Below are 21,312 nucleotides of genomic sequence, written 5' to 3'. Positions count from 1 at the left end.
CGCCGTCCCTGCCCGCCACGCTAAACCTTGTCGTCGGCGTCAGGGCAACGACGAATTCTGGCCGCCGGGCCGGGTAACCGGGCGGGACGAGAAACGGAAGGGGTACGGCGATGGCGATGCGTGGACAGGCCGGTACGACGACCCGGGGCGGCGGGGTCACGATCCCGGTGGGGGCTGCCGGACTCCCCGCCGACGTGCTGGTTCCCGAGGGGGCGGTGGGGGTGGTCCTCTTCGCGCACGGCAGCGGCAGTTCCCGGCACAGCCCCCGCAACACCGCCGTCGCCGGGGCGCTGCACGGGCGGGCGCTCGGCACGGTGCTGGTCGATCTGCTCACCCCGGAGGAGGACCGGGTCGACGCCCAGACGGCCGAACTCCGGTTCAACATCGGGCTGCTCGCCGACCGGCTGGCCACGATCGTGGACTGGATGGCCACCGAGCCGACCCTGAGCCGGCTGCCGGTGGGCCTGTTCGGCGCGAGCACCGGGGCCGCCGCGGCCCTGGTCGCCGCGGCCTTCCGGCCTGAGCGGGTGCGGGCGGTGGTGTCCCGGGGCGGCCGACCCGACCTCGCCGGCGCCGCCCTGTGCCGGGTGCAGACCCCGACGCTGCTGCTCGTCGGCGGCCTGGACGAGCAGGTGATCGCGCTCAACGAGGAGGCGATGACCGACCTGGGCGAGGCGGGCGAGCTGCGGGTGGTCCCCGGTGCCACCCACCTGTTCGAGGAGCCGGGCACGCTGGAGCAGGTGGCCGACGCGGCGGCGGACTGGTTCGCCGGCCACCTGCCGCCGGGTGCCTGACCGGCCCCGGGCTCAGACGGGCGCGGACGGTCGTCCGGCGGCCTCCCGATGCCGCTGCACGGTGTCGATCACCCGGTACACGACCGCCGTGATCGGCACCGAGACGAACGCCCCAGCGATCCCGGCGATGAGCGTGCCGGCCGTCACCGCCACCAGGATCACCGCCGGGTGCAGCTGGACCTGGCGCTTCATCACCAGCGGCTCCAACAGGTTCCCCTCGACCTGCTGCACGACGATCACGGCGGCGAGGGTGAGCAGGGCGACGGTGGGCCCCTTGGCGGCGAGCGCCACCAGCACCGCCACCGCCCCCGCCACGGTGGCCCCGATGATCGGCACGAACCCGCCCAGGAAGGTGATCATTGCCAGTGGCAGGGCCAGCGGCACCCGGAGCAGCACCAGGGCCGCGCCGATCCCGATCGCGTCGATCGCCGCGATCAGCATCGTCCCCCGGCTGTACGAGCCGAGCGTCCGCCAGCCCACCCGGCCGGCCTCGGCGGCGACGTCCCGGTTCGGTCCGGTCATCCGGCGCAGCACCCACTGCCACATCGACCGCCCGTCCTTGAGCAGGAAGAAGAGCAGCACCAGGGAGAGCAGTACGGAGCCGGCTACCTCGGTGGCCGTCCGGGCCCCGTCGACCGGGTCGGGGGTGCTCCCGCCCAGCCCCTCGCGGGTCTGCTGGATCAGCTTGTCGAGTTGGGCGTCGGTGACCGGGAGCGTGGAGGTGACGAAGTCCCGGCTCCGCTGCAGGCCCTGGTCGAGCTCCTGGCCCAGCTCGCTGAACTGGCTCGCCGTCAGGTTCCACACCAGCGCCCCGACGCCGACGAGGACACCCAGCAGGAGCAGCACGGTGAGCAGGGCGGCCAGCGCCGCCGGCAGCCGGAGCCTGCGCAGCAGGAGCAGTACCGGGTCGAGCAGCGCGGTGAGGAAGATCGTCACCGCCAGTGCGATGGCCAGCGGCGCCAGCAGTACGGCGATTTTTCCGACCAGGTACAGGCCGGCGACGAACACCACCAGGCAGGCGCTCCACAGCACCGCCGAGCGGACCAGCCACGGCAGGCCGGACCAGGCCTGCCGTGGTCCCGTGCCCGTCCGCACCGCTGCCTCGGGTTGCGCCGTGAGATTCCCGTCGCCAGTAGTTCCCTCGGGCATCTGCCCGGCACCGTCCTCGACCACGTTGGCCCTCCTCGATCTCGGCGATGTCCGTACCCCGCCGACAACTCTGCGACACCCGAACCGGTCCGCGCGTCGATTACGAGAGGTGTGTCGGCCCGCCCCGCTGACATCGCCTTCTTCCGGGGTCGCCGTCTCCCACGGCGGCCCCGGAATCGGCTTTCCCGCCCGCCGTCGGGTGGCCCGGTGGGCGCGCTTCATTCCGGATTGAGGAAATCAACCCAGGTCACTGGCCCGGGATCGACCCTCTCGCTACTATCCGCATTTGAGACGTGACTGAACGTGGAGTCGCGTCCGGCGGTCGGACGGCCCGACGGTGGGCCGTGGACGAGAGGAAGCCATCCGGTGACCGACACATCCGAGACGATGATCCAGCGTTACCCGTTCAGCGAACCCGACCGGCTCAACCTCGACCCCCGCTACGCCCTGCTGCGCCGCGACGAGCCGTTGATCCGGGTCCGGCTGCCGTACGGGGAGCCGGCGTGGCTGGCCACCCGGCACGCCGACGTGCGTACCGTGCTCGGCGACGTCCGGTTCAGCCGGTCGGCCGCGATCGGCCGCGACGAGCCGCGCAGCATCCCCCGCCAGATCCAGAGCGGCATCCTGTCCATGGACCCGCCCGACCACACCCGCCTGCGCCGGCTCGCCGCAAGGGCGTTCACCGTTCGCCGCGTCGAGGAGCTACGCCCGCGCACCCGGCAGACCGCCGACGAACTGGTCGACGCCCTGCTCGCCGCCGGCCCGCCGGCCGACCTGGTAGCGCACCTGGCCACCCCGCTGCCGATCCGGGTCATCTGCGACCTGCTCGGCGTGCCGGTGTCCGACCAGGACAAGTTCCACGTGTGGTCGGAGGCGATCGTCTCGACCACCTCGCTGAGCGCCGAGCAGGCCCAGCAGTACCTGGACAACCTGTTCGCGTACATGGGCGGGCTGATCGTGCAGCGCCGCCAGGAACCCACCGACGACCTGATCAGCGCGATGATCCGGACCCGTGACGCCGACGACCAGCTCAGCGAGGAGGAGATGGTCCAGCTCGCCGCGGGGCTGCTCGCCGCAGGCCACGAGACCACCGTCACCCAGATCCCCAACTTCGTGTACGTCCTGTTGCGGCATCCCGACGAGTGGGCCCGGCTGCGGGCCGACCGGGGGCTGGTGCCGAGCGCGGTCGAGGAGCTGATGCGGTACGTCCCGCTCGGCGTGGCGTCCTCCTTCGCCCGCTACGCGAAGGAGGACGTCGAGGTCGGTGGCGTGCTGGTCCGGGCCGGTGAGCCGGTCATCGCGTCGATCGCGTCGGCCAACCGGGACGAGACGGTCTTCGCCGACGCCGACCGGATCGACCTGGGGCGGGAGGCCAACCCGCACCTCGGGTTCGGACACGGCGTGCACCACTGCATCGGCGCCCAGCTCGCCCGGATGGAGCTCCAAGTGGTGCTGGAGACCCTGCTGGACCGGACCCCGCAGCTGCGGCTGGCGGTGCCCGAGTCGGAGCTGACCTGGAAGAGCGGGCTGCTGGTGCGCGGCCTGACCGCGATGCCGGTGGCCTGGTGAGGCGGAAGGAAAATCAGGTGAACGCGGAGGAGGAGACGACCGCCGCCGGGTGGCGGTTGCACGTGGACCCGACCCGGTGCATCGGCGTGGGGATCTGCGCCGGGGCTGCGCCCGAACACTTCGTGCTGGTGGAAGGGCTGTCCCGGCCGGTGGCCGACCGGGTGGCGCCGGCCCCGGCGGTGATCTACGCCGCCGACTCCTGCCCGATGGAGGCGATTCTCGTCTCAGATGTGGACACTCGTCGGCGGATCGCCCCCGGGTCCTGACCCGACGGTACGCACGAACACCGACCGCCACGCCCCGTCGTGGGCGTGGCGGTCGCCGTACGCGAGGGCCGGCTTCGGTCGGTCAGACGGTCAGAGGCTGCCGAGAATCCGGGTCACGGTGATCTCGATGACCACCCGACTCGGGTTGGGACGTGGGGTGCGGTAACGCTCGGCGTACCGGCGCTCGGCCTCGGCGACCGATGCCGGGTCGGCGCGTACCACCGCCCGCCCCTCGACGGTCAGCCAGCGCCGTCCGTCGACGTGACAGACCGCCACCGGGGTGCCGACCGTGCCGGCCGACGCGACGTGCCGGGCCTTCGCGGACGTCCCCGAGGTGATCACCCGGGCCAGGCCGGCGTCGGCGTCGAGGGTCATCCCGACCGGTACGACGTGCGGCGTCCCGTCGGTGCGCAGGGTGGTGAGGGTGGCCAGGTGCCGTTCGCGGCAGAACGCCGTGACCCGCTCGTCACGGATGTCCAACCGATGGTCGCCCGGCATGTCAGGACACCGGGCGACGGGTGTCCTCGTCGCGGGGCTCCGCCTGGCCGGGTAGTTGCCGTTGGGCGGCGCGGTGCTCCCGGACGAGCTTGCCCAGGTAGAGCAGGGCGGCGGCGAGCACGCCGATGTCGTCCAGGTAGATCGGGTCGGGGAGCACGTCGATCGGGAAGATCGTGTAGACCATCGCGCCCCAGAAGGCGACCTTGCCGCCGACGCCCAGCGTGCCGAGCATCTGGCGGGTGCGGAACACCCGGATGGCGAGCAGGACGGCACCGACCAGCGTCGCCAGGACGACGAGCCCGACCAGCACCGCTAAGATCCACTGCTCCTGCGACATGTCGCCACGCTAGCCCAGAACCCAAGATCCCGCTGTCGGGTGCTGCCGTTTCAGGGGCGGGGAATTGCCGGTGGCGTCACGCCGTGACGGCGGCGCGGCCCCGGGCGACGGCGGCACGGCCCCGGCCAGCGGGCGGCGTCTCGCGGGCGACGGCGGCGCGGCCCCGGGCGACGGTCGGCAGGTCACGGGTGGCGGTGGGCGTCTCGCGACTGACCACCGGCATCTCGCGGGTCTGCTCGGCCGCCGGCGGCTGTTCGTCGCTCACCCCGGGCAGCAGGGACTGCTCCTGCGCGGCGGGCGCGGTCGCGGCGTACGCCTCCTCCCGGAGGCTGCGCGAGGCGACGGTGGCCTGCTCGGCGGCCCGCCAGGCGGCTTGCTCCCGATCCCGGGCGACCTGCTGCCGGGCGCGCAGGTGGTCCCGCACGGCGCGGCGCAGCATCAGTTCCTGGTCGACCGGGTGCAGCCGGGGGTTCCAGCCGTTGCGGTGGGCGAAGACGTCACTGAGCTGCTCCTCGGACAACTCCCGACGCCAGTACGCGTTCAGTGCGGCCCGGTGCAGGTAACGCTCGCGGTCGGCGTACTCGGCGGGGGTGCGCTCGGTGTGCGGGCAGCGGTGGGCGGCGGCGGTGGCCAGCCGGCGGACGTCGGCCTCCGCAGCCTCGGACGCCTGCCAGACGGCCTCGACCTCATCCTGGGTGGACAACCACTCGGCTCGCAGCCGCTGGGCGGTGGCCGCCGCCCGCTGCGCTGCGGTCGCCACCTCCTCGGCGTAGCGGCGGCGTTCCCGGTCCGCCGCCGCCTGCTCCAGCGGGCTCGGCATGGCGGCCTCGCGGAACCGCCCGCCGATCACGGAGCGCAGGAGGTTCGGCCGGACGACCAGACAGGTCACCGCGACGGCGACGACGCCGAGGAGGGCCAGCCAGATGGCGGCGGCCAGGGGTACGTCGATCAGGACGGAGGAGAGCGCGGTCTGCATGAGGGGCACCTCGGGTGGGACGACATGGACTGACGGCTGGGGCCCGCCGTGCTCCCGGAAACCATGGCCGGCCGGGGGGAGGCCCGCCCGGACGGCCCGTGATCGACGCGAGGCGGCCCGGGGTCAGTGCCGGGGTGGTCCGCGTCGGACGAGGGTGCCGCCCGTCGGGTCGACGGCGGGGCGGTCGAGCGGAACGATCCCCACACCGACGCCGGCCGGCGGGGTCGGCGCCGGGCGCCGGGTGCCACCGAGGGCCCGCGGCGCAGACTGGTCGGCGCGTAGCGCGGCGGCCGGGCCGGGCCCGGGGCGCAGCACGTCCACCCGGCTGGTCACCACGATGGGACTGGTCGCCTCGGCGGCGGAGGCGGGGGCGGCGGAGGCCAGGGCGGACCCGCCGCCGAGGCCGACGGCGAGGACCAGGGCGGTCAGCGCGAGGCGACCCAACTCCCTGATGCGCCGCAGCGTCGCCTGCCACTGCGGGCGGGACCCGCGCAGCGCCACCGGCCGGGAAGGGCGGGTGAACGCTGCGGGCTGCATCACACCAACCTATCCCCGTCCGGTCCGGACCGCAGCTCCGGCGAGCGCAGGCCGGGGGTGAGCCGGGCCACGGCCCGTCGCTGCGGACGGAGGCCTTCCGGCGGGGCAGGACCGTGGACCGCTGACCGTGGTCGGTGCCGCGGTCAGGAGCCGGTGCCCTCTTCGGCCTGGTCGCCGGTGAAGAGGGCGAGCAGGTCGCCGACCTGGCGGTCGGACTCGGCCGGGTGGCGGAAGTGGCCCCTCGGGTTGACCGTGTACTCGTTGCGCCGGCCCACCCGGGTACGCCGGAGGTAGCCGCCGGCCTCCAGGTCCGCCACGATCGCCTGGGCGGCCCGTTCGGTCACGCCCACCTCGTCCGCGACGTCGCGCAGCCGGGCGGTGGGATTTCGGGCGATGGCGAGCAGCACGTGCGAGTGGTTGGTGAGGAACGTCCAGTTCCGGGTGGCCCCGCTCGCGCCTGCGGTCGTCGTCATGTCCGACATGCTAGGGCGGTCCCGGCGCGCCCACGGCCCGGGGCGGCTGAACCCCCGCCTCCGCCCGCGGCTGACGGTAGGCTGCTGCCCCGGGTGCACGCCCTTCCCGAACGCAAGACCGTCCCGACGTATGAAATGTGTATCACGTAATGCTTGACGTGCCTTTGGCTGCGTGTGACCGTGGGGGAGCTGGTCTTACGGCCGAAGGGCGAGGTGGTGGGGCATGAGTCATTTCAGTGCATCGATGGCCGAGTCGAGCGTGGGGCGGGCCGATCCGCTACCGGACGCCGGCCGCCCGGGCAACCACCGGGGCCCGGTCGCCCCGGGGCGGGCCGTCGTCGAGCTGCTCGACGGCAACCGCCGGTTCGTCAACGGTGTGCCACGTCACCCGAACCAGGACGCCGGCCACCGCGCCGCCGTCGCCGACGGCCAGCATCCGTTCGCGGTGATCGTCGGCTGCTCCGACTCCCGGCTGGCCGCCGAGATCATCTTCGACCGGGGACTGGGCGACCTCTTCGTGGTCCGCACCGCCGGGCACACCATCGGCCCCGAGGTGCTCGGCAGCGTCGAGTACGCGGTGACCGAGCTGGGCGTACCCCTGGTCGTGGTGCTCGGCCACGACTCCTGCGGCGCCGTTCAGGTCGCCAGGGCGGCGGTCAGCAGCGGCAAGCCGCCCGCCGGCCATCTGGGGGCCGTAGTGGACGCCGTGGTGCCGAGCCTGCGCAGGGCCGCCGAGCGCGGGGTCGAGGACATCAACGGGATCGTGGACATCCACATCGCACAGACCGTCGAGGCGATGCTCGCCCGCTCGTCCATGCTGGCGGCCGAGGTCGCCGCCGGGCGGTGCACGGTGGTCGGGATGTCGTACCGGCTCAACGCGGGCGAGGTGCGGACGGTGGCCGCAGTACCGGCCGTCAGCGACGCCTCGGTGGTCAGCGACGCCTCGGTGGCCGCCCCGGCCGTCCCCCCGGCCCGGGGTGCGGCCCCGGCTGCGGCCTGAGGCGCTCCGCGGCCTGAGGCGCTCCGCGGGCCGCGACCCGGCGAGGGCCGCCCCGCACGGCGGCGGGACGGCCCTCGATCGCGTGGTGGGCTCGTCAGAGCAGCGACATGTGCACGTGGTCCGTGTGGTTGGAGGGCCCGCTGTAGGACTTCCAGCCGGTCGCCGGGAACCAGATCTGCCGGTTCCAGATGACGTAGTAGATGCCGAGCCGGTCGGCGTTGCGGATGAGGAACGCGGCGAGGTTGTTGCCGTACATCCGGGTGTCGTTGTTGTGCCAGGAGGAGAACCCGCTGTTCTGCAGCGACCAGTCGCAGGCCCGGCCCTTGGGGTGTTCCCACGGCCCACCCGGTCGGTAGCAGCCGACGAAGCGTTTGAAGCCGGCCTTCTTGGTCTCCTTGTACGCGTGCAGTGTGCGCGGCGTGATGCAGCCGGAGGTGGTCGGGTCGTCCGCGCTGCACGACTCGGAGCGCCAGTCGCCGTCCGAGCCCAGGCCCGGCGCGATCTTTGCGACCGGGGACGTGGCGTTGACCAGGCCGCCGGTGAAACCCTCGCCGCCGACCAGCGCGAGGGACTTCTCGGCGTCGTACTTCTTCTTCGCCATGATCGAGGTCTGCTTCTGCTGCTCGCGGATCTCGGCGTCGAGCGCGAGCTTGGCCTGCTCCGCGCGCTCCTTGGCCTCGTTGACCTCGGCGAGCTTCCGGGCGTTGATCATGTTGAGCTGGTCGAGGGCGGTGGCGCGCTTGACGAACGAGTCCGGGCCGCCGCTGTCCAGCAGCACCGTCAGCGGGCCGATCCGCCCGGTCCGGTACGACCGGGCGGCCATCTCGCTGACCTGCGGGATGAGCGCGGTCAGTTCCTGTTCGGCCTGCTTCACCTCCTTGGTGCGCTGAAGCTGGAGCTTCTTGGACTTCTCGAGCTTCGTCTTGGCCTGGGTGTATTCCCGGTTGGCCGCCTCGATGACGTCAGTGATCAGCTTGGGCTCGTCGTCCTCCTCGTGCCCCGAGGGTTTGGGGGTGGAGGGCGCGGCGAACGCTGGGGCTGCCGGTCCGGCGAGAATCGCGAACGCGGCGAACACGGCCACCACAGGTGTCAACCAGCGGCGCAGGGGTGCCGTCACAGTGTTCCCTTCCATCGACCGCCGACCGGGTTAGCTGACGGGTTCGGGGCGGAAGTGGCCCCTACCGCTGTCGCGGATTCACCCCAGTTACCTGGTTCCCCGGTTCGCCTCTCGGCGATTGGGCGGCGGCACCGCAGGCGCCGCTGCGCGCCTTCGGCGGTGACCGGCAGCGAGGTTACCCGAGAGTCCGCCTGGGGATCTACGTCCGGATACCAACTAAAGGCGTCATTTCGTAATCGCTGTCGGTAATCAGTGACGTGGTTCTCACGCGCGACGCCACTGCCGGTCACGCTGCGGAGTGTCACCATGTGCTGTCCGTGCTCCTTTCTTGATCGGCCCAGGGGGCCGAGGGGTGGTGGGGTCGGGCCGGGCCGCCCGGGCCGTCCGGCCGGCCGCGCTGACCACCACCGCCAGCCAGGCCAGCGGGGTGCCGCGCTGATGCTCGGCGATGTTGTATGTGTCCGACGACGGGTCGGTCAGCTCGACCTGCTGTCCCGCGTCCGGCCCCTGTCCCATCCGGACGGTGACCGCGCCGTACGGGCCGTCCTGCGCGCCCGGCCCAGCCCGTCCTGCGGCGTCTCCGGCTGCGGCGGGCACGTTTGCCCGGGTGCCCACGCCGTCACGCCCGGCGGGCCGGGGCGGTGTGGCAGCGGTCCGGCCGCCGGGTCGGGCGCCACCCGGCGGGGTGCGCGGGGCGGGCGATGCGGAGTCCGGACGACCATCGCCCGGAATGATAGCCATTCTCGCCTGGGAACGCAGGTCGCGCACACATCCGGCCCGATCGTTGCGCCGGGACGTGGCGGCCCGGGACCGGGGGGGCGGTGTCGTGGGGTTCGGCGCGGACAGCCCGGTCTGGCCGGCTAGCGTGGACGGGGTGCGGACGGCGACGGTGCTGACTGCCGGGCGGTGGGCCCGGCTCGTGCTGCTGCTCTGCACCCTGGTCGGGCTGGCCGGGATGCACACCCTCGGCCACGCCGGCGGGGGCCATGGTGGTGGCCACGACCGGCCCGGGCCTGCCGGCGCACATCCGGCCGCCTCCGCCACTTTCAGGGTCTCCGCCGTGACGGACGTGATGGGCATGGCCTTCCCCGTCGGCCACGCCACGGGCGCGGCCCCATCCGTCGGCCACGCCACGGGCGGCGCCGTGTTCCTCGTCGGCCTGATGCGGGTCGGTCCGGTGCGGGTGCCGTCCGGTGGCTGCCCGGTGGACGGGTGCCCGACGGCGTGGCTGCCCGCCGGCGATCCTGGTGCCGGCCCGCCCGGTTGGAGCATCTGCCTGGCGGTGTTCGGCGCGCTCGCGGTGGCGCTGCTCGTGGCCGTGCTCCTGCTCGGCGGGGTGCGGTCGGCCGGCCTGTCCGCCCGTCGGCCCGGCGGGCCGTCCGCCGGTCCGCGTGCCCCACCGCCCCGGCCGATCGGCCTGTGGCTGGCCGAGATCTCGGTGTCGCGTACGTAGGACGCCCGACGCGGGCGCCGGCCTCTGCTGCCGGCGGCCGGGTCCCCGTCCTGCCTGCGTACGCACTCGACACCGAAGGATCCAGACCGTGACCAATCGTACGATCGCGCGCCGCGCCGCCCTGGCCGGCGGGGCGCTCACCGCCGCCCTGGCCCTGACCGCCTGCGGTTCCGCCGACCACGCCTCCTCCGGCCACGACACGCCGCCTGCCGCGACCAGCGGCGTACCGGCGAGCGGGTCTGCCACGTTCGGCGACGCCGACGTGATGTTCGCCCAGATGATGATTCCGCACCACCGGCAGGCGGTGGAGATGGCCGAGCTGGCCGACTCCCGGGCCGCCGACGCCGAGGTCAAGCGCCTCGCCGTTCAGATCAAGGGTGCCCAGGGGCCGGAGATCGCGACCATGACCGGCTGGCTCGCGGGATGGGGACGCGCCGTCCCGTCGGACGGGCCTGGGCACGGGATGCCGGGGATGGACCACGGCATGCCCGGGATGATGTCCGACGCGGACATGACCAGGCTGGCAGGCGCGACCGGCTCGGAGTTCGACCGGCAGTTCCTGACCATGATGATCGCCCACCACGAGGGTGCGATCACCATGGCGAAGGAGGCGTTGGCGAAGGGTACGAACGCCGACGCCAAGGCGATGGCCCAGGAGATTGTCGCCGCCCAGCAGGGCGAGATCGATGACATGAACAAGATCCTCGCCCGGCTCTGACGCCAGCGGCCGGTGGTGGGGGACGGGTCTCTCCGGCTCGTCCCCCGGCCGGGGATGGTGGGTGCGGTCAGCCGCGCTTCATGAGGCGGCCGACGGAGGCCATCATCTCGGTGGCCATCTCGTCGGCCCGACCCTCGGCGGCACCCTCGCGCATGCAGTGCCGGGCGTGCCCGTCGAGCAGGCCCAGGGCGACCTTGTCCAGGGCGGCCTGGATCGCGGAGATCTGGGTGAGCACGTCGATGCAGTACCGGTCCTCGTCGACCATCTTCTCGATGCCACGGACCTGGCCCTCCACGCGGCGGAGCCGCGCGAGCAGCTGATCCTTGCTGGCGGTGTACCCCCGGGTCGGGGCGGGCGTCGGTGTGGTCATGACATCCAGGATAGCCTACCCCCTGGGGGTATGCTACGGTCCTTGGTGACGGCGATACCCCCCACGGGTATTGGATGCCGGAGATGGCTGTGGTCCGCCTCACGATTACCCCCCGGGGGTATGGTGGGCCGGGAGAGGAGAGTTGCGATGGTTACCACCACGTACCAGGTGCAGGGGATGACCTGCGGGCACTGCGTCAGCTCAGTCAGCACCGAGGTCGGCGCGATCGAGGGCGTCAGCGACGTCCAGGTGGAGCTGGCCTCCGGCCGGGTCACCGTCACCAGCGAGGGCCCGCTGTCCACCGACACCGTGCGCGCCGCCGTCGACGAGGCCGGGTACGACCTCGTCGGCGTGTGACGCCGCCCTGCACAGAACCGAGGTACCCGATGAACACGACGACGAAGCTGAGCGGTTTCGCACTCGGCCTCGCGGCAGTGTTCGGCGCGGCGTACGGGGTCGGCCAGCTGGCCGACCCCGTCACCCCGGCCGCCGAGACCCGCCACGACGCCGGTGATCCCACCCACGGCAGTGCCGCGCAGCCCTCTGGCAGCGCAGGCTCCTCCACCGACGACGCCGCAGCTCACCTGCCAGGCGGGCTGCTCGTCTCCGACCGGGGCTACACCCTCGCCCCGGTGGTCGCGCCGGCCGGCGAGTTCGCCTTCCGGATCACCGGCGCCGATGGTGCCCCCGTCACCCGTTACGACGTCGCGCACGACAAGCGGATGCACCTGATCGTCGCCCGGCGGGACCTCTCCGGCTTCCGGCACGTCCACCCGGAGCTGGCCCCGGACGGCACCTGGCGGATCGCGTCCCCGCTCGGCGGCCCGGGCGTCTGGCGGGCGTTCGCCGACTTCACCCCCACCGGCGGCCCGGCGCTGACCCTCGGCGTCGACGTCACCGTCCCCGGGTCCCTCGACGCCCGGCCGCTGCCCACACCGGCAACCAGCACCACGGTCGACGGCTACACCGTCTCCCTGGCCGGATCGCCGCAGCCGGGCCGGGCCGCCGAGCTGACCCTGACGATCAGCCGCGGCGGTACGCCGGTCACCGACCTGCAGCCCTACCTCGGCGCGTATGGGCACCTGGTGGCGCTGCGCCAGGGGGACCTGGCGTACCTGCACGTGCACCCGGAGGGCGCGCCCGGCGACGGGCGGACCCCGGCCGGGCCGGCGGTGACCTTCTCCGCCGAGTTCCCCTCGGCCGGCGCCTACCGGCTCTACCTCGACTTCCGGCACGGCGACGCGGTGCACACGGCCGAGTTCACGGTCGTCGTGGGCGTCACCGCCGTGCCCGACGGCCCAGCGACGAGCACGCCGGCCGTCACCACCAGCCCGACCGCCACCGGTGCCCCGAGCGCCGGTGCCGGGCACGGGCACGACTGACAGGAGGGCAGCGATGACCTCGTCCACGCGACCGCTGCCGGTCGCACCGAACCGGATCAACCTGACGATCGGCGGCATGACCTGCGCGTCCTGCGCCGCCCGGATCGAGAAGAAGCTCAATCGGATGGACGGGGTGACCGCCACGGTCAACTACGCCACCGAGAAGGCCACCGTCTCCTACGCCGACGACGTCACCACCGACGACCTGATCGCCACGGTGGAGAAGACCGGCTACACCGCGGTCCTGCCGCCCCCGCCCGCGCCGGCCGGCGCGGAGCAGACCGCCGCCGAACCGGTGAACGAGCTGCGCGGGCTGCGCACCCGGCTGTGGGTGTCGGCCGTGCTGGCCGTGCCGGTGATCGTGTTGGCCATGGTTCCGGCCTGGCAGTTCGACTACTGGCAGTGGCTGTCGCTGACCCTGGCCGCCCCGGTCGTGGTCTACGGCGGCCTGCCGTTCCACCGGGCGGCGTTCATCAATCTGCGGCACGGCGCGGCAACCATGGACACCCTCGTCTCGCTGGGCACCCTGGCCGCGTTCGGCTGGTCGCTCTGGGCGCTCTTCCTCGGCGACGCCGGGATGCCCGGGATGACCCACCCGTTCAGCCTCGGCATCACCCGCACCGACGGCGCCGGCAACATCTACCTGGAGGCGGCGGCCGGGGTGACCGTGTTCCTCCTCGCCGGCCGATACTTCGAGGCCCGCTCGAAGCGGACCGCCGGGGCGGCACTGCGTGCCCTGCTGGAGTTGGGTGCCCGGGACGTCGCGGTGCTGCGCGACGGGGTGGAGATCCGGGTCCCGGTGGACCAGCTCGCCGTGGGGGACCGGTTCGTGGTCCGCCCCGGCGAGAAGATCGCCACCGACGGGGTGGTCGACGACGGCACCTCGGCCGTCGACGCCAGCATGCTCACCGGTGAGTCCGTCCCGGTCGAGGTCGGCCCTGGTGACGCCGTGGTCGGCGCCACCGTGAACGCGGGCGGCCGGCTGGTGGTCACCGCCACCCGGATCGGCGGCGACACCCAGCTCGCGCAGATGGCGAAGCTGGTCGAGCAGGCCCAGACCGGCAAGGCGGCCGTGCAGCGGCTGGCCGACCGGATCTCCGGGGTGTTCGTCCCGATCGTGATCGCGCTCGCCGTCGGCACGCTGGGCTGGTGGCTCGGCTCGGGGGCCGGCCCGACCGCCGCGTTCACCGCCGCCGTGGCGGTGCTGATCATCGCCTGCCCGTGCGCCCTCGGCCTGGCCACCCCGACCGCGTTGCTGGTCGGCACCGGGCGGGGCGCCCAGCTCGGCATCCTGATCAAGGGCCCGGAGGTGCTGGAATCCACCCGGCAGGTGGACACCGTGCTGCTGGACAAGACCGGCACCGTCACCACCGGGAAGATGACCCTGGTCGACGTGCTTCCCGCCGACGGCACCGACGCCGCCGAGTTGCTCCGGCTGGCCGGGGCGCTGGAGGCCGCCAGCGAGCACCCGATCGCCCGGGCCGTCGCTGCCGGGGCCGCCGACGCGGGGCCGCTCGCCACGGTCACCGGCTTCGCCAACGCCGAGGGGCTCGGCGTCACCGGGACCGTCGACGGCCGCGAGGTGATTGTGGGGCGGCTCCGGTTGCTGCGCGAGCGCGGACTCGACGTACCGGAGGAGGTCGAACGGGCGGCGACCGGCGCCGAGGCCGCCGGCCGGACGGCGGTGCTGGCCGGCTGGTACGGGCGGGCCCGGGGTGTCCTCGCGGTGGCCGACGTGGTCAAGCCGACCAGCGCGGCGGCGGTCGCCGGGCTGCGCGCCCTCGGCCTGACCCCGGTGCTGCTCACCGGCGACAACGCCACGGTGGCGAAGGCGGTGGCCGCCGAGGTCGGCATCGACGAGGTGACCGCCGAGGTGCTGCCCGCCGACAAGGTGGACGTGGTGAAGCGGCTCCAGGCGCAGGGCCGGACCGTGGCCATGGTCGGCGACGGGATCAACGACGCCGCCGCCCTGGCCCAGGCCGACCTGGGGCTGGCCATGGGCACCGGCACCGACGTGGCGATCGAGGCCAGCGACCTGACTCTGGTCCGGGGTGACCTGACCGCCGCCGTGGACGCGATCCGGCTCTCCCGCCGCACCCTGGCGATCATCAAGGGCAACCTGTTCTGGGCCTTCGCCTACAACGTGGCCGCCTTGCCGTTGGCCGCCGCAGGCCTGCTCAACCCCATGATCGCCGGTGCCGCGATGGCCTTCTCCTCGGTCTTCGTCGTCGCCAACAGCCTCCGCCTACGCCGCTTCCGGTCGGCGGCCTGACCGGGCCCGTCGCGCGCACCCCGGCCGGCCGGCCGGAGCGGACCGCGCCGGGGCCTGCGACGGTGGTCACGTTGGGTGAGTATTTGCCGGTGGCGACGGTTGGAGGGCCGGAAGGCGGGGTACATCCACCTCGTCGAAGAACTGAGCAAGCCGCAACGCTGGAGGTTCACATGGGTATCGACGACAAGATCGCCAACACGTCCGAGGACGCCGCCGGCAAGCTGAAGGAAGGCGCCGGCCGGGCCACCGACAACGAGCGCCTGGAGGCCGAGGGTCGCAACGACCAGGCCGGCGCCAAGCTCAAGCAGGCCGGCGAGAAAATCAAGGATGCCTTCAAGAGCTAAAAAGCTCGTACGCGCGCCGGGCCGGCCCTTCGCCGGTCCGGCGTTTTGCGTGCCGGTGGCCGCCCCCTCAACGGGCGCCCCGGGAGGTGGACCGCCGGGCCCCGGTTCGTGACAGGCTCCGGCATGCTGGGACGGTCCACAACCCGAACGGGGAGAACATGTCTCGTCATGCCGTGACCTTGCTTCGTGTCACCGCCCTGGTGACCCTGGCCGCGTTCGCCGCCGGCTGCCAGTCGGCCGAGGACGGCGCAGGGGAACCGGCCGCCGCGCCGCCCACGACGGCCTCGGCCGAGCAGCCCACCGGCGCAGCCCCGGAGCCGTCGGGATCCTCGGGCGGGGTCACGGCCGCCAACACGGACCAGGTGTGCCGGGCGGTCGACAAGCTGCTCCTGGCCGGAAGCAAGGAGATCGCCGCGGAGTCGGCGGCTGCCACCCGGGCAGAGGAGACCAGCGAGCAGCTCAATGCCCGGCTCAAGGCGACCCTCGACGACCTCGCCGACGACGTCCGCGAGCAGGCGTCGCGGGCCGAGGACCGCGAGATCGAGGCGCTGCTCACCGACACCGCGAAGCAGCTCGACGCGGGTGCCCGGTCGACCAGCCCGGTGAAGTGGCTGGGTTCGACCTACGTCGACATCCCGCCGAAGCTGACCCGGGAGTGCCGCTTCTGACCGGCCCGGTCACCGCCGGCCGTTCACCGGCTGCACGGGCAGCACCGGCGTCACGGGCGGGCCGTCAGCGGGCCGGCCGGCCAACCCCGGCGTCACGGGCTGGCCGGCCGCGCAACGGCCGGGGCGCGCGTGACGCCGGGTCCAGGGACGCCCGGTCGGCGGCGGAGGTGCCGGAGGACCAGCCCTCCTCGTCGGCGATCGTGAGCCGCTTGCTGGTGATCCCGGGGAAGAGGTCGTCCAGCCGTTCCCGCACCGCGTCCGTGCGGGCCGCGAGCACCGGCAGTAGCCGTTCCGCACCTGGTTCCTGGGCCGCCTCCCGGCTCGCCTCGTCGGTGGCCGAGCGCAGCCGCTCGCCGATCCGCAGCGCGAACGCGTTCAGGAAGGACTCGTCGTACCCCTTCGTGCGCCGGCTGCTGCCCTTCGACCGGCGCTCGGTCCGGCCGCGCAGCATCGCGGCGGTGGCCTGCACCAGCAACGAGGTGTAGAGCAGCTCGACGGCCGCCAGCTCTGCCGGGAAGCCGAGCACGGTGGCGAACCCGAGGTCGTCGGACCAGATCGACTCGCACCGGTTCGCCGCTGCCACCTCCTGCACCAGCAGCGCCTTCGCCCCCGGATACGGCGGCTCCGTGCCGAGCCGCACGCCGCCGGGCACGTCGGTCCGCTCGGCGGTCGCCTCCACCAGGGCCACGTCGATGCTGTGCCGGGCCATCAACTCCTGCGCCTTCCCGGTCAGCGCCTCCGCCTCGGCCGGGAAGGTGGTCGACTCGGCCTTGGCCAGCAGGGCCCGTACCCGGTCGAGCATCCGGGAACCGCTGCCGCCTCGCGGCGTCACCATCGCCGCGCCGGCCGTGCCGGGCGGCGGGCGGAGCACCGCGATCGGTGGCAACCCCTCCACCAGCGCCAGCACGTCGACCACGTCGCGCAGGGCGGCGATCCGGTCGGTGCCCTCCCGGGCCGCCCAGGCCGTCAGATACCGGCGGTCGTCGTCCCACCACAGGGCCGCGTCGAGGCCGGCGAGCTGGTCGTCCCACCACGCGGGCACCGGGTCGGGCTGGTCCCGGCGCTGTGCGGCGGTCAGGTCGACCACCAGCCGCCCCGCCGGCGGGCCGAGCCGGCGGGCCGCGATCCGGGCCAGGTCCACCGGCTGCCAACCCCGCCCCCAGAGCCGGCCCACGCCGCGCAGCAGGCGAGCCATCAGGGCGGTGTCCACCGCGGCCGGGCCGTCCGCGATGCCGGCACCGACCACGAGCCGGTCCAGCTGCCGCTCCGCAGCGCGTACGTCAGTGCCGCGCGCCGCCGCGAGGGCATCGGCGACCAGCTCATCGGGGTCCGGCACGGGTGTCCCTCCGTCGTTCCTGTTTCCGGTGTCCGGCCGGTGACCCGCGGGGCCGGCAGGGCGCCGGTCCGCTCGGAAACCGTACCGCCGGGCCGCCCCGGGGCGGACGTGAGCGCCACCACCTCGCGGAAAAGCCCGCCTGCCCGGCCGGACCGGGCGTGGGGATGCGACGGACATGGGGCGGCGGTTACCCTGGGGCGAGCCGGCACCCGCCTCCCGCACGGAGGAACCGCTGCCGGTAACCGATCAGGGGAGTGGTTTGTTGGGCCCCGCCACACCAATGTCTGCTTCTTCGTCGACGCCGAGTCACCTGTCGATCACCCCGCTCGCGGTCGTCGAGAACCGGGGGCGGCTGGCCGTGGCCGGCGAAATCGATCTTGCTACCTCCGGTGAACTGACCGCGGCCCTGGCCGACGCGTTGGAGGGCCCGCCGCTCGCCGTGCTGGAGGTCGACTTCGGCGGGGTCCGGTTCCTCGACTCCTCCGGCATCCTGGCCCTGGTGCGCGCCCACGGCCGGGCCGCCCAGCAGGGCTGCCGGCTCACCGTCACCGACGTGCAGCCCACCGTACGCCGGGTCCTGGAGATCACCGGCGTGCTGACCACGCTGGGCCTGGACGTCACGTCCCCGGCCTGCTGACCGTTCCCGGCCTGCTGACCACGTCCCCGGCCTGCTGACGGCCGATACCCGGCTCTGGTCCCGTCGGCCGTGCCCGGTCAGGACCGGACGCAGGCCCGTCCGGCAGCCCTCCGCAGCGCGGCCGGTTCGCTCACCGCTGGCCTTCCTGGCCCTCCCCGCGCGGGAAGGACGCCCAGATGTGCTTCGTGCCGTTCGTGGCGTACCAGCCGACATTCAGGGAGAAGGCCCGGGCGAGCTGGAGGCCGCGGCCTCCAGCGTCCAGCGGACGGGCGTCGGCCAACTCGGGCACGGTATCGAGGTCGTGGTCGGTGACGTCGAGGATGAACACGTCGTCGTCGCGGAGCAGCCGCACCGTGGTCGGCGGCAGCCCGTGCATCAGGGCGTTGGTGGCCAGCTCGGTGGCGACCAGCACGACCCGCTCGGGGATGCCGTCGAGTTCCTCGCCCTCGGCGAGGGCGAGCCCGGTGAGCGCCTCGTGCAGGGCCGCGCGGAGGCCGCGCAACTCCGCACCGCTGGCCAGCGCCCAGCGCTGCAGTTCGGTGGCGTGGGGCGGTGGCGCCGAGGTTCGCAACGATCCCATGATCTCGCTTTACCCCCGGCGCTCGCCGCTCACACGACCCCTCCGTCGAGATCCGCTCGGCAATCACGCCAGCGGTCTGCCGCCGGTCACCCCGAGTACCTCGCCGGTGACGTAGCTGGACTCCTGGGAGGCAAAGAAGACGTACGCCGGGGCCAGCTCGGCTGGCCGGCCCGTCCCAGCGGCGTGTCGGCGCCGAACGACTCGATCTTCTCCTCGGGCATGGTGGCCGGGATCAGCGGGGTCCAGATCGGACCGGCGCCACACAGTTGACCCGGATGCCCCGATCGGCCAGGTTCTGCGCCAATCCCTTGGTGAAGTTGACGATGCCCACCTTGGTGGTGGCGTAGTCCAGCAGGTCGGGGGAGGGCTGGTACGGCACTTGGTCGGGGCGCATCTGACCGATATCCGACTCCGGGCGTTTTGCGTAACGGCTTCGACATCCGAGGGACAACACGAGGTGTCTTCGGAAGTCCATGATGAGCGCCGTGTTCCAACGGTTCTCGTTCCGACGGGGAGGACGACGTTGACCGACAGCCCGATTGTTCCGAAAGTCAGCGTGGTGGTGCCGGCCTACAACCCCGGTCCGCATGTGGAGAAGCTGATCACCTCGCTGCTGTGCCAGTCACTGCCGCCGGCCGAGTTCGAGGCGGTGTTCGTCGACGACGGCTCGACCGATTCGACGCCCGCCCGGCTGGACGAGCTGGCCGCCGCGCATCCGCACATCCGCGTGCTGCACATCGACAACTCCGGCTGGCCGTCCCGGCCGCGCAACGTCGGCGTCGCCGCCGCCCGGGGCGAGTACGTCTTCTTCGCCGATGACGACGACTGGTTCGGCGACGAGGCGCTGGAACGTCTCTACGCCCGCGCTGCCGCCCACGACGCCGACATCGTGGTCGGCAAGATGGCCGGACACGGCCGCTCGGTGCCGCGCGAACTGTTCCGCCGGGACCGCGCCGACGCGACCCTGGCCAACTCGCCGCTGATCGACAGCCTGACCGCGCACAAGCTGTTCCGCCGGTCCTTCCTCGATGAGCACGAGCTCCGGTTCCCGGAGGGCCCCCGCCGGCTGGAGGACCACGCCATGGTGACCCGGGCGCTGTTGCTGTCCCGGCGCACCTGCGTCCTGGCCGACTACGTCTGCTATCACCACCTTCGACGTGGGGACGCCGGGAATCTGACCGCCAGGAAACTGGACCCGGCCGGCTACTACGCCAACCTCCGCGAGGTGCTGGACATCGTCGACGCGCACACCGAGCCGGGCCCGCTGCGCGACCGGCTGCACCGGCGCTGGCTGCGCAACGAGATGATCAGCCGGCTGCGGGGGAATCGGCTGTTGCAGGCCCCGGAGGACTGGGTCGCCCAGGTGGCGCTGGAGTGCGGGAAGGTGATCCGGGAGCGCTTCGCGCCGGGCGTGGCGGCCGGGCTGCCGCCGTTGAACCGGGCGATCGCGTCCCTCACCGCACAGGACCGGCTGGCCGAGTTGCGTGGGCTCGCCGAGTGGGAGGCGGGGGTCCGGGTCCGGGCGCGGGTGGGCGAGCACCTGCTGACCGGATCGGTCCTCACCCTGACCGTCACCGCCCACCTGGAGTCCGGCGACCAGCCGGTCACCCTCGCCGTCCGTGACGGACGGCACCGGCTCGTGCTGCCCGTCGACGGCGTCGACCCCGACCTGCTCGACGTCACCGACAGCCGGTCCAAGACGCGGCTCGACGTCATCGTCCGCCGCAAGGACGGCGGGGAGGAGTTCTTCCTGCCGGTCGACCAGCACGTCGAGGAGAAGCCGGTCGCCGCGGCCGGGCCGGGGCGGGTGCATTTCGTGCACCGCGCCACCGCCCGGCTCGACGTCGCCACCCTCAACTCGGGTCGGACCGAGGGCACCTGGATCCTGAAGGCGCGGCTCACCGAGAACGGCTGGACCGAGGACGCCCGGCTGACCCTGAGCTTCTGGTGCGCCGCCGACGGCGCGGCCCCGACCCTGGTGCTTCCGAGGGCAGGGGCGCGTACCCGTCTCCGCCGGGCCCTGAAGCGCCTGCTCGGTCGCTGACCGCCGGCCCGGTCCCGACGGGGTCGCCCCGCGCACCGCCGGTCGCGGTGCACGGGGGCGACGAGACGGCCAGGGTACGGTCCGCCAGGTGACCGTCCTCCGTTCCCTGCTGCTCTTCGTACTCGCCGCGCTCGCCGAGATCGGCGGTGCCTGGTTGGTGTGGCAGGGCTGGCGCGAACACCGCGGCCTCTGGTGGGTCGCCGGGGGCGTCCTCGCGCTGGGCGCCTACGGCTTCGTGGCGACCTTCCAGCCCGACCCGAACTTCGGCCGCATCCTGGCCGCCTACGGCGGGGTGTTCGTCGCCGGCTCGCTCGCCTGGGGCATGCTCGTCGACGGCTTCCGCCCCGACCGGTGGGACCTGGCCGGCGCGGCCATCTGCCTGGTCGGCGTCGCCGTCATCATGTACGCCCCACGCGGCGCCTGACCCGGGCACCCGGCGGTCGCGGTGGCACTGTCGGCGGCAATGCGTCCGGCGGTCGGCCCTGACCAGCTCCGGACGGCCGGGCCCGACCGCCGTGGCGGGTGGCGGCCGGCGGGCCTGGCGCCTCGGCCCGTGGGCTAGAATTGGGGGCGCAAGGCGCAGATGGGGACGAGTACCGTCGCACGCAGCCAGGAGCGACCCGGGGTCGGTGGAAGCCCGGGGGTGTTGCGCGACGGGAAGATCACCCCGGAGCCGTCGGAGGAAAGGCCGCGAGGCCGAGTAGAACCGACCGCAACCAAACGAGAGGGCCGCACGCGCGGCCAAGGAGGGTGGTACCGCGGGGCCGAGAGGTCTCGTCCCTCTGCCGGAGC

At 73.3% G+C, this 21,312-nt stretch carries 25 protein-coding genes, 1 pseudogene and 1 riboswitch; of the genes and pseudogenes, 14 read left to right on the top strand and 12 right to left on the bottom strand.

Annotated features, from left to right (window positions below; genetic code table 11):
* Positions 1-110: 110 nt before the first annotated feature.
* Positions 111-794, top strand: a complete 684-nt coding sequence (locus SNR22_RS19925) for a dienelactone hydrolase family protein (RefSeq protein WP_320068129.1) — start codon at positions 111-113, stop codon at positions 792-794.
* 12 nt (positions 795-806) lie between these two features.
* Here SNR22_RS19925 and SNR22_RS19920 read toward each other — a convergent pair whose 3' ends face one another.
* Positions 807-1,967: an AI-2E family transporter gene (locus SNR22_RS19920; protein ID WP_320068128.1), complete on the bottom strand. Its 1,161-nt coding sequence runs from the start codon at positions 1,965-1,967 to the stop codon at positions 807-809.
* A 342-nt stretch (positions 1,968-2,309) separates the two neighbouring features.
* On the opposite strand from SNR22_RS19920, the gene SNR22_RS19915 reads away from it, so the two are divergent.
* Together SNR22_RS19915 and SNR22_RS19910 are read left to right on the top strand one after the other, a co-directional pair.
* Positions 2,310-3,512, top strand: a complete 1,203-nt coding sequence (locus SNR22_RS19915; RefSeq protein WP_320068127.1) for a cytochrome P450 — start codon at positions 2,310-2,312, stop codon at positions 3,510-3,512.
* 17 nt (positions 3,513-3,529) lie between these two features.
* Positions 3,530-3,778, top strand: coding sequence for a ferredoxin (locus SNR22_RS19910; RefSeq protein ID WP_320068126.1), 249 nt, complete (start codon positions 3,530-3,532; stop codon positions 3,776-3,778).
* Positions 3,779-3,868: 90 nt separating this feature from the next.
* Here the strand turns inward: SNR22_RS19910 and SNR22_RS19905 are convergent, their stop codons facing one another.
* The 5 genes from SNR22_RS19905 to SNR22_RS19885 all read right to left on the bottom strand — a co-directional run bounded on the left by SNR22_RS19905 (position 3,869) and on the right by SNR22_RS19885 (position 6,608).
* Positions 3,869-4,276 carry a pyridoxamine 5'-phosphate oxidase family protein gene (locus SNR22_RS19905; protein WP_320068125.1) on the bottom strand — a complete coding sequence of 136 codons (408 nt, stop codon included), beginning with the start codon at positions 4,274-4,276 and terminating at the stop codon, positions 3,869-3,871.
* Between the two features lies 1 nt (position 4,277).
* Positions 4,278-4,613, bottom strand: coding sequence for a YkvA family protein (locus SNR22_RS19900; protein WP_320068124.1), 336 nt, complete (start codon positions 4,611-4,613; stop codon positions 4,278-4,280).
* Between the two features lie 76 nt (positions 4,614-4,689).
* Complete coding sequence (locus SNR22_RS19895; protein WP_320068123.1) at positions 4,690-5,589, bottom strand: hypothetical protein; 900 nt, start codon at positions 5,587-5,589, stop codon at positions 4,690-4,692.
* Between the two features lie 123 nt (positions 5,590-5,712).
* Positions 5,713-6,126, bottom strand: coding sequence for a hypothetical protein (locus SNR22_RS19890; protein WP_320068122.1), 414 nt, complete (start codon positions 6,124-6,126; stop codon positions 5,713-5,715).
* Positions 6,127-6,269: 143 nt separating this feature from the next.
* Complete coding sequence (locus tag SNR22_RS19885) at positions 6,270-6,608, bottom strand: helix-turn-helix transcriptional regulator (RefSeq protein WP_413775661.1); 339 nt, start codon at positions 6,606-6,608, stop codon at positions 6,270-6,272.
* Positions 6,609-6,822: 214 nt separating this feature from the next.
* Here SNR22_RS19885 and SNR22_RS19880 point away from each other — a divergent pair, with 214 nt between their 5' ends.
* A complete protein-coding gene (locus SNR22_RS19880; protein ID WP_320068120.1) occupies positions 6,823-7,599 on the top strand; it encodes a carbonic anhydrase in 777 nt (258 codons plus the stop codon).
* Between the two features lie 94 nt (positions 7,600-7,693).
* On the opposite strand, the gene SNR22_RS19875 is transcribed toward SNR22_RS19880, so the two are convergent.
* Together SNR22_RS19875 and SNR22_RS19870 are read right to left on the bottom strand one after the other, a co-directional pair.
* A complete protein-coding gene (locus tag SNR22_RS19875; protein WP_320068119.1) occupies positions 7,694-8,716 on the bottom strand; it encodes a hypothetical protein in 1,023 nt (340 codons plus the stop codon).
* Between the two features lie 3 nt (positions 8,717-8,719).
* A riboswitch (cyclic di-AMP (ydaO/yuaA leader) is annotated at positions 8,720-8,851 on the bottom strand.
* A gap of 129 nt (positions 8,852-8,980) precedes the next feature.
* Entirely contained in the window at positions 8,981-9,331 is a 351-nt protein-coding gene (locus tag SNR22_RS19870) for a hypothetical protein (protein ID WP_320068118.1), read from the bottom strand.
* Between the two features lie 115 nt (positions 9,332-9,446).
* Between SNR22_RS19870 and SNR22_RS19865 the strand changes: the two genes are divergently transcribed.
* Positions 9,447-10,169 (top strand): hypothetical protein, encoded by a 723-nt coding sequence (locus SNR22_RS19865; RefSeq protein WP_320068117.1) that lies wholly within the window; start codon positions 9,447-9,449, stop codon positions 10,167-10,169.
* Between the two features lie 88 nt (positions 10,170-10,257).
* Positions 10,258-10,887, top strand: a complete 630-nt coding sequence (locus SNR22_RS19860) for a DUF305 domain-containing protein (RefSeq protein ID WP_320068116.1) — start codon at positions 10,258-10,260, stop codon at positions 10,885-10,887.
* Positions 10,888-10,954: 67 nt separating this feature from the next.
* Here SNR22_RS19860 and SNR22_RS19855 read toward each other — a convergent pair whose 3' ends face one another.
* Positions 10,955-11,257, bottom strand: coding sequence for a metal-sensitive transcriptional regulator (locus SNR22_RS19855; protein WP_320068115.1), 303 nt, complete (start codon positions 11,255-11,257; stop codon positions 10,955-10,957).
* A gap of 147 nt (positions 11,258-11,404) precedes the next feature.
* On the opposite strand from SNR22_RS19855, the gene SNR22_RS19850 reads away from it, so the two are divergent.
* From SNR22_RS19850 to SNR22_RS19830, 5 genes are all read left to right on the top strand, one after another.
* A complete protein-coding gene (locus SNR22_RS19850; protein WP_320068114.1) occupies positions 11,405-11,614 on the top strand; it encodes a copper ion binding protein in 210 nt (69 codons plus the stop codon).
* Between the two features lie 29 nt (positions 11,615-11,643).
* Positions 11,644-12,639 (top strand): hypothetical protein, encoded by a 996-nt coding sequence (locus SNR22_RS19845; protein ID WP_320068113.1) that lies wholly within the window; start codon positions 11,644-11,646, stop codon positions 12,637-12,639.
* A 13-nt stretch (positions 12,640-12,652) separates the two neighbouring features.
* Entirely contained in the window at positions 12,653-14,911 is a 2,259-nt protein-coding gene (locus tag SNR22_RS19840) for a heavy metal translocating P-type ATPase (RefSeq protein WP_320068112.1), read from the top strand.
* Positions 14,912-15,081: 170 nt separating this feature from the next.
* Entirely contained in the window at positions 15,082-15,255 is a 174-nt protein-coding gene (locus SNR22_RS19835) for a CsbD family protein (protein ID WP_320068111.1), read from the top strand.
* Positions 15,256-15,428: 173 nt separating this feature from the next.
* A complete protein-coding gene (locus SNR22_RS19830; protein WP_320068110.1) occupies positions 15,429-15,923 on the top strand; it encodes a hypothetical protein in 495 nt (164 codons plus the stop codon).
* A 64-nt stretch (positions 15,924-15,987) separates the two neighbouring features.
* Here SNR22_RS19830 and SNR22_RS19825 read toward each other — a convergent pair whose 3' ends face one another.
* Positions 15,988-17,259, bottom strand: coding sequence for a DUF2786 domain-containing protein (locus SNR22_RS19825; RefSeq protein WP_320068109.1), 1,272 nt, complete (start codon positions 17,257-17,259; stop codon positions 15,988-15,990).
* Between the two features lie 280 nt (positions 17,260-17,539).
* Here SNR22_RS19825 and SNR22_RS19820 point away from each other — a divergent pair, with 280 nt between their 5' ends.
* Positions 17,540-17,896 (top strand): STAS domain-containing protein, encoded by a 357-nt coding sequence (locus tag SNR22_RS19820; protein ID WP_320068108.1) that lies wholly within the window; start codon positions 17,540-17,542, stop codon positions 17,894-17,896.
* 130 nt (positions 17,897-18,026) lie between these two features.
* On the opposite strand, the gene SNR22_RS19815 is transcribed toward SNR22_RS19820, so the two are convergent.
* Positions 18,027-18,476: an ATP-binding protein gene (locus SNR22_RS19815; protein ID WP_320068107.1), complete on the bottom strand. Its 450-nt coding sequence runs from the start codon at positions 18,474-18,476 to the stop codon at positions 18,027-18,029.
* A gap of 63 nt (positions 18,477-18,539) precedes the next feature.
* Positions 18,540-18,849, bottom strand: a pseudogene (locus SNR22_RS19810) (SDR family oxidoreductase); the annotation flags it as partial.
* Between the two features lie 150 nt (positions 18,850-18,999).
* On the opposite strand from SNR22_RS19810, the gene SNR22_RS19805 reads away from it, so the two are divergent.
* Entirely contained in the window at positions 19,000-20,520 is a 1,521-nt protein-coding gene (locus SNR22_RS19805; RefSeq protein ID WP_320068106.1) for a glycosyltransferase family 2 protein, read from the top strand.
* A gap of 88 nt (positions 20,521-20,608) precedes the next feature.
* Positions 20,609-20,944, top strand: coding sequence for a YnfA family protein (locus SNR22_RS19800; RefSeq protein ID WP_320068105.1), 336 nt, complete (start codon positions 20,609-20,611; stop codon positions 20,942-20,944).
* The last annotated feature ends 368 nt before the right edge of the window (positions 20,945-21,312 follow it).

It is taken from the genome of Micromonospora sp. RTGN7 (genome assembly GCF_033804645.1).
GTDB lineage: Bacteria > Actinomycetota > Actinomycetes > Mycobacteriales > Micromonosporaceae > Micromonospora.
Note: the sequence above shows the minus strand (reverse complement) of the source record. Positions and strands in the feature narration are given on the sequence as shown.